The following is a 12,707-nucleotide window of genomic DNA, read 5'->3' as shown; positions in this document are numbered from 1 at the left end:
TGGGCTCAGCAGTTCTCGCAACCCCGGCACATCCCCAGCCGGACGATCGAGTGTGTCGTCGAAGACGCGCCATGCGTCCTGCGCCGCCCGGCGCGACCGCTCGCGCAGGGCCTTCCGACGGCTGGGCGGCCACTCCTGCTCCACCTGTGCGCGCTGTTCGCGCGAGCCCGCCCTTGATCGGAAACGGTCAGCCCACGCCTGGCCGGTTCGGCATCGAGATCCTCGGCTCGCATCCGCGCTCGCACGATGCCGACGACGTACTCGGTCGCGTTCGGTTCACGCTCGAGGCGCTCCCCGACGTCCAGCGGCAGCACGAACGACTCCTTGCGAACCGACCTGCTCACGCCTGCGATGCCAGCCAGGTTCTCCACTCGGGAACCTGTGCCATACGCCGACGATCGGCTCTGAGAGCCAGACCTGTCCAGGCGAGCTTGCGGTCAATGGCCAGGCACGGCGATCTCCTCGCCGGGTTGACGACCTTGCCAGGCGGCCGCCGGTCGACGCCTACCACGGAACGACGCCGTTGTCGTCGAAGAAGCCGCCGCGCGGCCCGTCGTCCGGCAGGGTGGCCAGCCGCACGGCGATCGCGGCGCCCTGCTCGGGAGTACGCGGCGCGGCGAAGTTGGTGAAGTCGGTGGCCACCCAGCCGGGGCAGGCCGCGTTGACGATGACGTTCGTGTCGGCGAGCCGGCGGGCGTACTGGGCGGTGATGCTGTTCAGCATCGTCTTCGACGGGGCGTAGGCGGCCAGCACCGGGCCGGTCCGCAACGTCAGCGAGCCCATGTTGCTCGACATGTTGACGATGCGCGGCGACGGTGCGCGGCGCAGCAGCGGCAGCATCGCGTTGGTCACCCGGATCACCCCGAACACGTTGGTGTCGAGGACGGTGCGCAGCACGTCGAGGTCGAGCGTGGTCGGGTCCTGCGCGCCGTCGTCGGCCGGCCCGGAGATGCCCGCGTTGTTGACCAGCACGTCGAGCCGCCCGGCGGTCCGCTCGACGGTCGTCGCCGCCGCGGCGACGCTGTCGTCGGAGGTGACGTCGAGCGCGACCCCGAACGCGTCGACCCCTTCGGTACGCAGGCGCGCCACCGCCTCCGCCCGCCGCGTGTCGTCGCGGGCGCCCACCGCCACCGTGAAGCCGATCGCGCCGAGGCCCTGTGCGACGGCGAAGCCGATGCCCTTGTTCGCGCCGGTGACCAGCGCGGTCCTGTTCTCGTTCACCCGACCCATGCTGGCGAGCGGCCCGCGCGCCGGCCAAGACCGATCCGGTGGGCAGTGATACCGGCCGGGTATCAGCGCTAGGCTTCGGCCGATGGACGACCTGGAGACGCGCGAGCTGCGCTACTTCGTCGCCGTCGCCGAGGAGCTGCACTTCGGCCGCGCCGCCGTGCGGCTCGGGATCGCCCAGCCGCCGCTCTCCCGGGCGATCGGTCGACTGGAGCGGCGGCTCGGCGTACGACTCCTGGACCGGGACCGGCGCGGCGTGGCGCTCACCGACGCCGGCCGGGTGCTGCTGCGCGAGGCCGGGACGGCCCTCGACGCGGTGACGGCCGCCGCGAGGCGTACCCGACGGGCCGGTGCCTCGCCGCGACCGCTGGTGCTCGCGACGAAGGCCGGCGCCTCCCACGAGCTGCTGCGACGCCTCCTCGACGCGGTCGCGGACGAGCCCGGCGCCCCACCGGTCGAGGTGCTGCTGTGCGAGGTCGGCGAGCAGGCCGGGCTGCTCCGCACCGGCCGCGCCGACGTGGCGATCATGCACCGGCCCGTCGACGACCTCGCCGGGTTCGACACCGAGGACCTGCTCACCGAGGGCCAGGTCGCGATGCTTCCGGCCGGGCATCCGCTCGCCGCCCGCGACCGGCTCACCCTGGCCGAGGTACGCGACGTGCCGGGCCTGCCGATGGCCCGCTGGCCCCGGCTCGACGGCACCTACCCGGAAGGGCCCGGGCCGGAGGTACGCACCCAGTCGCAGCTCGCCCAGCTCGTGGCGCTCGGCCGGACGCTGCTGGTCATCCCGGCCTCCAGCCGCGCCTGGCAGTGGCCACAACACATCGCCGTGCCCGTGGTCGACGCGCCACACATCACCACGGTGCTGGCCTGGCTCGCCGACAGCCGATCACGAGCGGTCGCCGCACTCGTCCGCACCGCCGCCGCCCTCCGCGACGCCCCACTGGCTTGAGCGCTCCGTCAGCCGGCGCCCTCGGCCTCCAGCAGGTCCGCTGCCGCCTCGGTGACGGCGGCGAACCGGTCCGGATCCAGGCGGGCGCAGAAGACCCGACCCCGGTCCCGCGGGTGGGGGTGCTCGATCCGCCAGAACGCGAAGACGACGACGAGGTCGCCGTCGTCCAGGTAGGCGTACTTCGACGCGTTGTCGACGGTCTCGCCCCACTGGAGGAACCAGTATCGTTCCCGGAACTCGGTCCGGTCGGCGTGCAGGAGCCGGAAGGTCTCCTCCGGCGTCCGGCCCGGCCAGGGTCGGGCTTCGACCTCACGCTGCCGCACCCGCGCCGCCGTCGAGCGCAGGGCGCGGCAGAAGTACGGCAGGAAGGCCCAGTTGTCGTGGACGGTCAGCAGGATCGCCGGCGGCCCAGAGGTCGACCACGCGCAGCGCCGGTGACACCGGGTCGCCCACCTCGACGGCGAAGGTGGCGCGGTCACCGAAGCGTCGTGGCATCAGCGCTCGTGCGACCGGACGATGCCGTGGACGAGCGTGCGGAGTTCGATCGCGTCCGCCGCCTCCGGGTCGACCAGTACGTCGACCGCGACACCGGGCTCGACGAGCCAGAACGCTTCGGTGTCACCGACCAGGCCCGGCCCGTCGGGGTGGGCGAAGTCGGTCAGCCCCCAGGTGGCGGGGTCGCGCTCGTGGTAGTCGGTGAGGAACTCGCGGACCGCGCTCAGGTCGGTGAGGCGCTCGCCCCGCAGCACGTGCACGCGCAGGTCCACGCGGTAGCCGTCGCCGACCTGGCGCTCCCAGACGCGGGTGGCGAAGCGGACGTCCTCCCACTCGCTGGCGAAGTCCGACACCGCATCACCGACGTCGGCCGGCACATATCCGATGTGGAAGCCGCTCAGCTCCCCGCCGTCCCGCGTCATCCCGCCTCCCCGCGCCTCAGATGTAGACCTTGGAAGGAAACGGCCCCCAGAAGGGCCCTCAGCTTCCAAGATCTCGCGCTCCGCGACTTATCGCGACTCCGAACGGTCCGCGACGAACACGCCGAGGCCGTGGACACCTTCGACGAGACCCTGCGTTTGGAGCACCAGCACCGCCTGACGCACCACGCCCGCCGACACGCCGTGCTCGGCGCGGAGCTGCGCGGTCGAGGGGATCTTGTCCCCCGGCGCGAGTTGACCGGACGCGATCTGCTCTCGGATATGGTCCGCGAGCTGCGCCCACTTGGGCTTGGCGGGCATGTCTTCTCCCTGGTCTGCATCGCCATTCGATCACAGCCAGGTGGTCAGGACAACTACGGACTAGTTCGTCATTGACTTGTACAGACTAGTATGACAAAGTTCGAAGCGGCCTTCTCCCTGGTCTGCAAACCCGGAGTTGGCCTGTTCCCACCGCGCAGAGCGCTCGGCCGACCAACCCCCGGACGGCCGGGCGTGCGTACCTGTCACCCGCACGTCGCACCCCGACGGAGGCCCGATGGGCGAGCGCACCGACGACCCCCGTCCCGGCGAAGTCTTCGCCTCGGCGCAGGACATCGAGGACGCCGACGACATCCTCTTCGCGCACCCGCCGCGCCGGGTCGTCCGCTGGCTGTGCGGCTGCGGCGAGGACTACCCCTGCCTGGAGGTGGTCTTCGCGCGCCTGGTCAAGGCCGCCGCGACAAGTCCCGACGAGCCCCGGTGAGCGCTCGTCCGATCAGGGCAGGTGACCTGGTACGCCTCGACCGCACGGCGAGCGTGCAGTTCTGTCGCCCGATCACCGTGCGGGTCATTCGGGAGATCGTCGGCCGCTCCACGTTCGACGGCTGGGCGTGGATCGAGGCGTACGAGTTGAACGGCAGGGGCGAAGCGGTCGCCAAACGGGAGCTGTTCGTGAAGCCGGCCGGGCTGCGCCGGATGGACGCCGAGGCCGGAGTAGGGCCAGCCCGCACCACAACCCGGATGCGGGTGCCGGCGTGAGCACCGGCACTCGCCCCCATCTGCCCATGCGCCCGCTCTGGATCTGCAAGCGCTGCGCCCACCCGTGGCCGTGTGCGGAGGCGCGGCTCGCCCTGCTGGCCGAGTACGGGGGTGACCGCCTCGCCCTGTCGGTATACCTGTGCGGGCAGCTCTACGACGCGGCCGTGGAGCTGCACCGCCTCAACCCGGACGAGGCGCCGAGCCCGCGCGCGCTGTACGCCCGGTTCGTCGGCTGGGCGCCGCTACGCTCGCCACCGCCTCCAAGCTGATGCGGTCGTCACAGACCAAGCTCCCGCTTGGCCTGTTCCCAGGGAATCCCGCTCCCGTAGCCAGCGCGGTAGGCAGCCAGCCGATCGACCGCGCCCGGCAGTTCCCACAGATCGTCGAGCATGTCCCGCAATTCCGCGCCCAAGGACCGAGCCGGCTCGTCGTCTCCGGCCGCCTCCACATCGGTGATCCAGGTCTTCAGCAGCCTCTCGCCGTTCTCCGGGTCACTTTCGACGATTGTCTCCGCCGCCACGAGGAGCCTTTCGACGACCGCCACGGTGAGAGCAGGCGAAGGCTCGGAGTCAGAGGCATCAGCAGCCGGCATGCCGTTGACGGTAGGCCCTGCCGACACGTGATCGAGCCGAGACGCCGAATGTGCCTCGCGCACCTTCCAAGATCTTGCGTCCCCGAGGTCACCGCTACTTGGGATGCTCGGCGAGGAGTGCGAGACGTTTGTGATCGACGATGAGAACTCCGCGTGCGGTCACCGTGATGGCGCCGGCCCGACTGAGGTGCGCCAGTGCCCTGTTCACGGTCACGCGACTGAGGCCAAGCACCCGAGCCAACTGTTCCTGGGATCCACGCCACGCGAAACGCGGATCCCGGTCCTGTTCGCTCAGCCATGCGGCGACCTGGGCCACGGCCGGCAGCGTGACGGCGCGGGCGAGTCTGGACCGCACCGCCACCGCCTCCCGCGCCACCTGGGCGAGCGCGTGCCGGCGCACCGTCGGTTGATCGTCGAGCAGGCGCAGGAAGCCGGTACGTGGCAGCAACCGGACGGCGACGGCGGTCAGCGCCGCCAGACCGGTGGGGGACGGTCCTCCGGCCAGCGTCGCGGGCTTGTCCGCGATCGCCGGGCCGACCCACCGGTCGGGCCACGCCTCGACCCCACCGAGGCTGGTGTGCGTGGCCACCAGCGTGCCCGAGAGCAGGAACACCGCGTCACGGGCCACGCCACCGGCCGGTCGCAACACCGTGCCGGCAGCGAGGCGTGCCGCGCGGGTCCGACCTGCCAACTCGTCGAGCACGGCGGGCGTCAGGGCTCGCAGTGCCGGGATGGAGCCCAAGGAATTCATGTGTCACCTGATACAGCCTCGACCGGTCGACCGGACCTAGCCTGCCCCAATGTGGATCATCGAATTAAGCTTCACTCCCGCCCCTGAGCGGCTGGCCGCCCGTCCGGCGCACCGCGGTCACCTCACCGCGCTGCACAGCCGAGGCGTCGTCTGGATGGCCGGCCCGCTCGCCGACGACACCGGCGCGGTGATCGTCGTAGATGCTCCGGACCGTGCGGCCGTCGAGGCGATCCTCGCGGCCGACCCGTACTTCGCCACCCCGGGAGTCAGCATCGAACAGATCCGAGACTGGCGTCCGTTCCTCGAATGACACACGCACTCCTCACCTGCCGCCCACACGCGCGCAACCGGGGTTCGGGACCGGGGTGTCGGCCACTCCGCAGTGGAAGACCTCGGTCGGGGCGGCGGCCACGTCGGGCACCTTCGCCACGGTGAGCAGCGCCAGGCGCTTGGCGACCGGCTCGCCGGCGTCCGGGGCGTACCGGATCAGGCCGCTCACCCCCGGGTAGCCGCCGGCGGCGTTCTGCCGCAGCACCTCGGCGTGCACGCCGACCGGGTTGACCGCGCGCGGCTCCCAGCGGCGACCGGTGTCGGCGTGCCGCAGCCGGGCGGCCAGGCTCTCCAACGCGCGCACCATCATCATCGCGGCGTCGTAGGCGAGGCTGACCCGCTCGCCGACCGGCGGGCCAGCCCCCTCCCGGCAGCGCGGCGGGTCGAGCAGGTCGGCCGCGCCGATCCAGGTGAGGAAGCTGCCCCGGGCATCGTCGCGGGCGGCCTGCGCGGCCCGCAGCGCGGCGCAGGTGGCCAGCGACGCCTTCGACACGTACGTGACCGGCAGGTTGCCCGGCGCGCTGGCCCGCAGCCCCGCATTCGCCATGTAGCGGTTGACCGAGTCGTCGGCGACCAGGTGCCGGGGCGGGTCGGCGCCGCACTCCTTCAGCGCCCGCAGGAACCCGTCGAACTCCGACCAGCGGCCGGCGAAGAAGAGCATCCCGGAGTATCCGCACTCCTGGGTGAGCCGCCGGCCGCTGCGCCACTCGTCGAGCCGGGTGAGCCGGTCGCCGAACCGTTCCCGCAGGCCGTCGACGAGCGTGCCGACGTAGAGGTCGTCGGTGAGCGAGCTGCCCTCGCCGGTGGTCCAGTAGACGTGCGCCTCCCCCACCCGCAGCACCTGCCGGGCGTACGTCTCGACCATCCGGGCCTGCTCCCGGTTGGGCGCCGACATGGCCAGGTAGAGGCTGGAGTTCTCGTCCATCCGGTCGGCGGACAGGGTGGGCGCGAGCACCGGCAGGCCGACCCGGTTGAGTTCGCGCAGCGCCGCCGCCGTGCTGGTGCGGCTGTCCACCAAGCCGACCACGCCGAGCACGGTCGGGTCGTCACGGGCCAGTCCTTCCAGCATCCGTACCGCGTCGCCGGCGTGCCGCATCTGCCGGCCGGCGTTGGCCACCACGATGTGCAGCAGCGCCGCGTCGTCCGCCGCCGCCGACTCCTTCAGCAGCGCGTACTGGGCGGTGGCCATGCCCTCCAGCTCCTCCCGCTCGGAGACGTAGGACTCCTCGTCCGCGCGGGTCCGGTTGCCGGTGAGGCTGCCCAGGTAGACAAGCGTCAGGTAGGGGCGGCGGTGGTCGCTGCGCCGCCACACCTCCTCGGTGGCCCGGTTCTGGGCGAAGATACGCCGCTGCACGGCACGCAGCCGGTCCTGCCCGGGCTCGTTGTTGAAGACCTGCCCGGCGGTGTCGCTGTAGCCGACGCACTCGCCGCCCACCAGCCGCACGCTCACCCGGTCGGTCGGCCAGGGCCGGCAGTCCGACGCCCACCGCCCGTGCGCCCACACCCCCACCCCGGCGAGCAGCACCAGGGCCACCGCCGCGGGCAGGAACCGCCGCGCCCACCAGGGCGGATCCGGCGCCACCAGCGCCGGCGGGGCAACCCCCGGGGGTACGCCGGCAGCGTCCTCCTCCGCCGCCAGCACCATCAGCCAGGCGCCGGGGCGGCGCAGCCGCCGACGTTCCGGCAGCGCCTCGGACCACTCCTCGTACGCCTCCTCCGCCTGGGTCAGCGGGCGGGGCGCGGCCGGTTCCGGCGGCGGGTCCGCGGCGACCGCGACCAGCAGCAGCGGGTCGTTGCGGCCGGTCTCGTTGCGAACCTCGTCGAAGATCCGGACCAGGGTGTGCCCGACGTTGTCCGGGCGTACGCCGTCGAGCAGCACCACCGGGTAGGCGGTGCGACGCCAGTCCCCCGGTCGCCAGAACCGTCGGCGGTAGGCCAGCCGCAGGTCCTCCAGGAACGCGTGCAGCAGCAGTTTCTCCACCTGGGCCGGGTGCTCGCCGTCCCGCCAGCCGGCGGTGAGCCGCTCGGCGAAGCCGAGGAACGTCACCGACTGCCGGGGAGCCAGGTACTGCTGGCGCATGAACCAGCGGTACTGCCGGCCGACCACCGGCACCCGGCCGGAGACGGCGATCCGGAACACCACGCTCGGCACCGCCCGGCGCAGCAGCCAGAGCAGCACCTGCAACGCGGTGCCGAGCCCAGAGCCGCCGCCCACCTGGGGGTCGTCGCCGACCCGCCGGCCCCGCCAGTCCCGCAGCCGGCGCACCAGCGAGGCCCGGCCGCTGTCCGCGGCGTCCACGTCGACGGCGAGCGTCTGGTGCATCAGCCAGTCGGCGAGGGGATAGTGCCGGAACCGCAGCCGGGGCGCGCCGAACGCCTCCAGGGAGAGCTGCCGGTGCAGCTCGCGCAACGCCGTCGCCACGTCGTCGGTGGGCGGCCGGTCGGTCAGGTCCAGCACGGCGTGCGGCACCCGACGCCCGGTGCCCCGGGCGGTGTAGCGGCGCAGCAGGGCGGCCACCGCACCGTCGCCGGCCGGCCGGAGCAGCCACAGCAGCGGGAGCTTGCGGTCACCGCGGCGTGGCCGCCGCAGCAGCCGGGCCAGCAGGGTGAGCAGCTCCAGCCCGCCGGCCGGAAGCTGCTCCCGGGCGGGCCGCGGCCGGGTCGCCGGTTCGCCGGTTCGCGCATGGTCACCTCCGGGTGTCGCCCCATTGTCGACACCCGGCGCAACCGGGACCAGAGGCAAGGAGGGGCTGCCCCGGAGGCCGGCTTCACCGCCGGCTTCCTCCTGCTCACCGGTATCTCGCTGGCCGCGCTCGCCGTACCCCTCCGTCCGCCACGCGCGACCTCGGCGGCGTGTCGAACCGGTGCCGGTGTCGGTGAGTCTCGGACCACGAGCGTGAAGACTCCGGTCAGGGATTGATCAGTTTCCAGTCGCCTTCGGAGATGACGTCAACGACCCCATCGACCACCTTGATGGCGGTGTTGTCGTCGATGGCGTAGGTCGGGACCGGGATTCCGGACGCCCACTTCTGGATGTTGGACAGCTCGGCGTCCTCCATGTCCGGATGATTGAGGTGGGGGTACAGCGTGAAATCCACCAGCCCCAGCCCCAGCGCCCGGTCGGCGTCCTGCGCCCGGTCGCTGCCGGCAGGGACGAATCCAAGGTCGAATTCGGCGTCGCAGTTGTACAAGGTGACCGCGATGCTCCCGGCGCTGACCCCGACATAGACCGTGTCACTCAGCGACGGCAGCAGGTCGGCCAGGCCCGACCGGCGCAGCCAGTAGGTCAGGTACAGCACATCACCGCCCCAGACGAGGAGGGCATCGGCCTCCCGGACCGCCGGGACCCAGTTCTCTTCCCGAATGGTCGGCAGCGCGGTGAGCTCCAAATTCCCCAGGGATTTCCAACCCAGCTGGGACAGCGGGATCGAAGCCTGGCCGTGGATCGCCTTCCACGCCCTCATGCTTCCGCCGGGGAAGGGGTAGACCCCGGTGGGGATGAACAGGGCGGTGGACTCGGCGATCGGCTTGCCCAGCAGGTCGACGAGCGCGTCGGAGATGCTCGGATTACAGATACCCGACGACGTGAGAAGGAACTTCATCACAATCCGCTCTCCTGAAGCCACCGCATGACGACGATCATGTTCGCCGTGAGGACCAGCATCCCGGGGCGGATCATCCACTGAGGCTCTCCGGCCGTCAACTGCCTTCGCCGTACGGCACAGGGGTCCGATCGCCCGGCCTGGACGCGCCCGGCGAGGTGTTGGAAGGGGGCCCCTTCTCCGCAGGATGCGTTAACCGGGGCCCCCTCCTCACACCTCAGCCGATGGCGGCCGTGAGGGCGGCCAGGTAGCCGTAGCGGTAGCCGTTCGCGTTCGGGTGGTACGCCTCGATCACCCCGCTGACGTCACGGATCCACGGCTCGGCCGCGCACACGCCGTGCCCGGTGAAGTACGGCCGCGCGTCGACGAACGTCGCCCCGGCGGCGCCGGCCCGGCCGGCGGTGACCCCGTTCAACACGTCGGCGGCCTGGTTGAGGATGGTCCGCTTGTAGCTGCTCATGGCGAGCAGGCCGCACGAGCCGGTCTCGAACAGGCGCGGGTAGCCGAGCACCACGAGCCGGGCGTTCGGGGCCCGCTCACGGATCGCGGCGTAGGTGGCGTCCAGCCGGCCGGGCAGCGTCGCGGTCGCGAACGCCTTGGCCCCGGCCACCGCGTTCTCGCAGCTCGACGTGCTGCCGAAGCGACAGCTGGTCATCACGTCGGCGAAACCGGCGTCGTTGCCGCCGATGGTGATGGTGACGAGCGTGGTGTTGGCGCTGAGCTGCCCCACCTGACTGTTGAGCACGTCGGCGGTGACCGCGCCGCCGCAGGCCGGGAAGCGGAAGCCGGCGACCGCGTGCGCCGCGGCCCAGAGCGGGGCGTACGACTTCTGACTGCGCAGGCAGGTGGAGAGGTCGTACGGTCCGGCGCCGACCCCAAAGGAGTAGGAGTCGCCGAGGGCGACGTAGTTGACGGTGGCCGCCCGGGCGGCACCGGGCAGGAGCACGGCGCCGAGGACGGCCGCCAACACCGCGGCGAGGGCGGTACGGACGCGACGGGACATGACAGGACCTCCACGGGACAGGGGTGGTGGAGCCCGTTGACCGCGCGCGTGGCCGAGGGGTCGTGCTTGTTACTAGTCGGTAATGCTATCGAAACATTCACCAGAACTGAACAGCGCCGACCCCTGGGGCGGGGCAGATCTGTTTACATGTGTCGATTAGGTTGGCGGTGCGTACACCCGACGGAGGGAGTCCCACCCGTGCCACGCGCACTCTCGGCGGCGATCGCCGCCCTGACCCTCACCACCGCCGTCACCACCGTGACCGGCGCACCCGGCCAGGCCGCCCCGACCGGATGGGGCCGCCCGCACGTCTCGGCGGCCACCCCCACGCCGGGCAGCCCCGGGCTGGGCGACAGCTACTTCCCCGACTACGGCAACGGTGGCTACGACGTCGACCACTACGACATCCGGTTGCGCTACGAGCCGGCCACCGACCGGCTCAGCGGCACCACCACCGTCCTCGCCACCGCCACCCAGGACCTGTCCCGGTTCAACCTCGACTTCGCGCTCGACGTCGAGTCGGTCCGGGTCAACGGCTGGGTCGCCGGCTTCGCCCGGGCCGGCGACCACGAGCTGGTGGTCACCCCGCCCCGGTCGCTGGTCAAGGGCCAGCAGCTCACCGTCGTGGTGAAGTACGCCGGCATCCCCTCGCAGACCAAGGTCTACGGCTACACCGGCTGGACCCGTACCGCCGACGGCGCGCTCGCCGTGAACGAGCCCGAGTCGACCTGGTGGTGGTACCCGAGCAACGACCACCCGAAGGACAAGGCCACCTGGGACATCTCCGTCTCCGTGCCGACCGGCGTCGAGGTGGTCAGCAACGGCGTGCAGCCGCGCGACCCGCTGCCCGAGGCCGGCAACCGCACCCGGTGGAGCTGGCGCAGCGTCAAGCCCGGCGCCACCTACCAGTCGTTCCTGGCCATCGGGCAGTACGACATCGTCACCGACACCGCGCCGAACGGGCAGCCGGTGGTGAACGCGTACAGCACCACGCTCGGCGAGCGCGGGCCGGCCGCCCGGGCCAGCATCGAACGCACCGCCGAGATCGTCGACTGGGAGAGCGGGGTGTTCGGCCCGTACCCGTTCGAGGCGCAGGGCGGCGTGGCCGGCCCGATCGACGGCATCGGCTTCGCCCTGGAGACGCAGACCCGCCCGGTCTACGGCCCCGGGTTCTGGCGCCGTGGCGCCAACCCGTACGTGGTGGTGCACGAGAACGCCCACCAGTGGTTCGGCGACTCCGTCTCGGTGGCGGACTGGCGCGACATCTGGCTCAACGAAGGCTTCGCCTCGTACGCCGAGTGGCTCTGGTCGGAGGAGCAGGACGAGGGCACCACGCAGGAGCTGTTCGACTTCACCTACGACAGCTACCCGGCCGACTCGGAGTTCTGGCAGGTGCTCCCCGGTGACCCGGGCGCCGACCGGGTCTTCGACGACGCCGTCTACGACCGGGGCGCGATGGCGCTGCACCAGATCCGGCTGGCCGTCGGCGATCCGGCGTTCTTCCGGATCCTGCGCACCTGGACGGCCCAGCACCAGTACGGCAACGGCACCATCGAGCAGTTCCAGGCACTCGCCGAGCAGGTCTCCGGTCGGGACCTCGACGCGGTGTTCACCACCTGGCTGTTCACCGCCGGCCGGCCCGAGGTGGGCGCCACCGCGCGCACGTCGGCTGCCCCGGCACGGCCGGCCTCCTGGCCGAAGATCCGGGCGGCGCACGACCTGCTCCACCGCTGACCGTCAGGTTGGGCGGGGCCCCCTGCGCGAGCGGGGGCCCCGCTTCATGCCTGAGCCGCCTCGACCGCGCGGATGTGCCGGTAGGCGAACCAGAGCGGCGGGAACGCGCCGACCGCGAACGACAGGTCGACAAGCGTCCAGAACCAGGGGATGTCCCGGATCGGGCCGCAGATCAGCGCCAGCGGCACGATGCCGGCGCAGGCGATCATGCCCACCTGGACCACCCAGACGTTGCGCACCGGATCGCGCAGCGGCCCCCAGAACGCCACCGCGAGCACCAGATGGGCGAAGGCCAGCCAGTCGGTGCCGTAGAGCAGGAACGGATAGTCGCGGTCGGCGGCCACCAGTCCGGTGTGGACCCGCTCGATCCAGCCCAGCAACGCGGGGAACCGGCCGGCGAGCGGATCGAGCGCCGCCAGCAACCAGCGCACCTCGATCTCCAGCGGGAACGCGGTCACCCCGCTGAGGAAGAGCCCCACCACCACGACCCAGAGCCAGCGGCGCACCCGCCGCAGGCGTACCTCGACGTCCATGCCCGCAGCGTAACGATGATCTTCATGCTCT

The 12,707-nt window shown here is 72.0% G+C and carries 16 protein-coding genes; 6 read left to right on the top strand and 10 right to left on the bottom strand.

From position 1 onward, the window contains the following. Nucleotides 1–504: 504 nt before the first annotated feature. Complete coding sequence (locus ACGFI2_RS12225) at nucleotides 505–1,221, bottom strand: SDR family oxidoreductase (RefSeq protein ID WP_393514766.1); 717 nt, start codon at nucleotides 1,219–1,221, stop codon at nucleotides 505–507. Between the two features lie 100 nt (nucleotides 1,222–1,321). On the opposite strand from ACGFI2_RS12225, the gene ACGFI2_RS12220 reads away from it, so the two are divergent. Further along, nucleotides 1,322–2,179 carry a LysR family transcriptional regulator gene (locus ACGFI2_RS12220; protein WP_393514999.1) on the top strand — a complete coding sequence of 286 codons (858 nt, stop codon included), beginning with the start codon at nucleotides 1,322–1,324 and terminating at the stop codon, nucleotides 2,177–2,179. Between the two features lie 8 nt (nucleotides 2,180–2,187). Here ACGFI2_RS12220 and ACGFI2_RS12215 read toward each other — a convergent pair whose 3' ends face one another. The 3 genes from ACGFI2_RS12215 to ACGFI2_RS12205 all read right to left on the bottom strand — a co-directional run bounded on the left by ACGFI2_RS12215 (nucleotide 2,188) and on the right by ACGFI2_RS12205 (nucleotide 3,414). Next, nucleotides 2,188–2,658, bottom strand: a complete 471-nt coding sequence (locus ACGFI2_RS12215; RefSeq protein WP_393514763.1) for a hypothetical protein — start codon at nucleotides 2,656–2,658, stop codon at nucleotides 2,188–2,190. Nucleotides 2,659–2,673: 15 nt separating this feature from the next. Then, nucleotides 2,674–3,096, bottom strand: a complete 423-nt coding sequence (locus ACGFI2_RS12210; RefSeq protein WP_393514760.1) for a hypothetical protein — start codon at nucleotides 3,094–3,096, stop codon at nucleotides 2,674–2,676. Between the two features lie 87 nt (nucleotides 3,097–3,183). Continuing rightward, nucleotides 3,184–3,414, bottom strand: coding sequence for a winged helix-turn-helix domain-containing protein (locus ACGFI2_RS12205; RefSeq protein ID WP_393514757.1), 231 nt, complete (start codon nucleotides 3,412–3,414; stop codon nucleotides 3,184–3,186). A 235-nt stretch (nucleotides 3,415–3,649) separates the two neighbouring features. Here ACGFI2_RS12205 and ACGFI2_RS12200 point away from each other — a divergent pair, with 235 nt between their 5' ends. The 3 genes from ACGFI2_RS12200 to ACGFI2_RS12190 are packed head-to-tail and all read left to right on the top strand — an operon-like array spanning nucleotide 3,650 to nucleotide 4,400. Beyond that, nucleotides 3,650–3,856, top strand: coding sequence for a hypothetical protein (locus tag ACGFI2_RS12200; protein ID WP_393514754.1), 207 nt, complete (start codon nucleotides 3,650–3,652; stop codon nucleotides 3,854–3,856). Further along, nucleotides 3,853–4,131 (top strand): hypothetical protein, encoded by a 279-nt coding sequence (locus tag ACGFI2_RS12195; protein WP_393514751.1) that lies wholly within the window; start codon nucleotides 3,853–3,855, stop codon nucleotides 4,129–4,131. Before ACGFI2_RS12200 ends, ACGFI2_RS12195 begins: the two co-directional genes overlap by 4 nt. Before the next feature lie 26 nt (nucleotides 4,132–4,157). Then, the gene (locus tag ACGFI2_RS12190; RefSeq protein ID WP_393514996.1) at nucleotides 4,158–4,400 is read left to right on the top strand and encodes a hypothetical protein; all 243 of its coding nucleotides are present in this window, start codon (nucleotides 4,158–4,160) and stop codon (nucleotides 4,398–4,400) included. Between the two features lie 8 nt (nucleotides 4,401–4,408). Here ACGFI2_RS12190 and ACGFI2_RS12185 read toward each other — a convergent pair whose 3' ends face one another. Continuing rightward, complete coding sequence (locus ACGFI2_RS12185; protein WP_393514748.1) at nucleotides 4,409–4,723, bottom strand: hypothetical protein; 315 nt, start codon at nucleotides 4,721–4,723, stop codon at nucleotides 4,409–4,411. 94 nt (nucleotides 4,724–4,817) lie between these two features. Next, a complete protein-coding gene (locus ACGFI2_RS12180) occupies nucleotides 4,818–5,426 on the bottom strand; it encodes a Crp/Fnr family transcriptional regulator (protein ID WP_393514745.1) in 609 nt (202 codons plus the stop codon). 97 nt (nucleotides 5,427–5,523) lie between these two features. On the opposite strand from ACGFI2_RS12180, the gene ACGFI2_RS12175 reads away from it, so the two are divergent. After that, nucleotides 5,524–5,784, top strand: a complete 261-nt coding sequence (locus tag ACGFI2_RS12175; RefSeq protein ID WP_393514742.1) for a YciI family protein — start codon at nucleotides 5,524–5,526, stop codon at nucleotides 5,782–5,784. A 12-nt stretch (nucleotides 5,785–5,796) separates the two neighbouring features. Here ACGFI2_RS12175 and ACGFI2_RS12170 read toward each other — a convergent pair whose 3' ends face one another. From ACGFI2_RS12170 to ACGFI2_RS12160, 3 genes are all read right to left on the bottom strand, one after another. After that, a complete protein-coding gene (locus ACGFI2_RS12170) occupies nucleotides 5,797–8,547 on the bottom strand; it encodes a hypothetical protein (RefSeq protein WP_393514739.1) in 2,751 nt (916 codons plus the stop codon). A gap of 166 nt (nucleotides 8,548–8,713) precedes the next feature. Further along, nucleotides 8,714–9,406: a Type 1 glutamine amidotransferase-like domain-containing protein gene (locus ACGFI2_RS12165; RefSeq protein WP_393514736.1), complete on the bottom strand. Its 693-nt coding sequence runs from the start codon at nucleotides 9,404–9,406 to the stop codon at nucleotides 8,714–8,716. A 217-nt stretch (nucleotides 9,407–9,623) separates the two neighbouring features. Next, the gene (locus ACGFI2_RS12160; RefSeq protein ID WP_393514733.1) at nucleotides 9,624–10,409 is read right to left on the bottom strand and encodes an SGNH/GDSL hydrolase family protein; all 786 of its coding nucleotides are present in this window, start codon (nucleotides 10,407–10,409) and stop codon (nucleotides 9,624–9,626) included. A 147-nt stretch (nucleotides 10,410–10,556) separates the two neighbouring features. Here ACGFI2_RS12160 and ACGFI2_RS12155 point away from each other — a divergent pair, with 147 nt between their 5' ends. Next, nucleotides 10,557–12,143: a M1 family metallopeptidase gene (locus ACGFI2_RS12155; protein WP_393514730.1), complete on the top strand. Its 1,587-nt coding sequence runs from the start codon at nucleotides 10,557–10,559 to the stop codon at nucleotides 12,141–12,143. A gap of 44 nt (nucleotides 12,144–12,187) precedes the next feature. On the opposite strand, the gene ACGFI2_RS12150 is transcribed toward ACGFI2_RS12155, so the two are convergent. Then, a complete protein-coding gene (locus ACGFI2_RS12150) occupies nucleotides 12,188–12,676 on the bottom strand; it encodes a hypothetical protein (protein WP_393514727.1) in 489 nt (162 codons plus the stop codon). Between the last annotated feature and the right edge of the window lie 31 nt (nucleotides 12,677–12,707).

It is taken from the genome of Micromonospora sp. NPDC049282, assembly GCF_043197045.1.
Classification (GTDB): domain Bacteria; phylum Actinomycetota; class Actinomycetes; order Mycobacteriales; family Micromonosporaceae; genus Micromonospora.
The sequence above is the reverse complement of the archived record's forward strand: the minus strand, read 5'-3'. Positions and strand labels throughout refer to the sequence as shown.

What these genes read in the sequence shown, in the direction of transcription:
- ACGFI2_RS12210 (WP_393514760.1), bottom strand. Translation starts at nt 3,096, where the DNA reads ATGACGCGGGACGGCGGGGAGCTGAGCGGCTTCCACATCGGATATGTG.
- ACGFI2_RS12205 (WP_393514757.1), bottom strand. Translation starts at nt 3,414, where the DNA reads ATGCCCGCCAAGCCCAAGTGGGCGCAGCTCGCGGACCATATCCGAGAG.
- ACGFI2_RS12200 (WP_393514754.1), top strand. Translation starts at nt 3,650, where the DNA reads ATGGGCGAGCGCACCGACGACCCCCGTCCCGGCGAAGTCTTCGCCTCG.
- ACGFI2_RS12190 (WP_393514996.1), top strand. Translation starts at nt 4,158, where the DNA reads ATGCGCCCGCTCTGGATCTGCAAGCGCTGCGCCCACCCGTGGCCGTGT.
- ACGFI2_RS12185 (WP_393514748.1), bottom strand. Translation starts at nt 4,723, where the DNA reads ATGCCGGCTGCTGATGCCTCTGACTCCGAGCCTTCGCCTGCTCTCACC.
- ACGFI2_RS12175 (WP_393514742.1), top strand. Translation starts at nt 5,524, where the DNA reads ATGTGGATCATCGAATTAAGCTTCACTCCCGCCCCTGAGCGGCTGGCC.
- ACGFI2_RS12165 (WP_393514736.1), bottom strand. Translation starts at nt 9,406, where the DNA reads ATGAAGTTCCTTCTCACGTCGTCGGGTATCTGTAATCCGAGCATCTCC.
- ACGFI2_RS12160 (WP_393514733.1), bottom strand. Translation starts at nt 10,409, where the DNA reads ATGTCCCGTCGCGTCCGTACCGCCCTCGCCGCGGTGTTGGCGGCCGTC.
- ACGFI2_RS12155 (WP_393514730.1), top strand. Translation starts at nt 10,557, where the DNA reads ATGTGTCGATTAGGTTGGCGGTGCGTACACCCGACGGAGGGAGTCCCA.
- ACGFI2_RS12150 (WP_393514727.1), bottom strand. Translation starts at nt 12,676, where the DNA reads ATGGACGTCGAGGTACGCCTGCGGCGGGTGCGCCGCTGGCTCTGGGTC.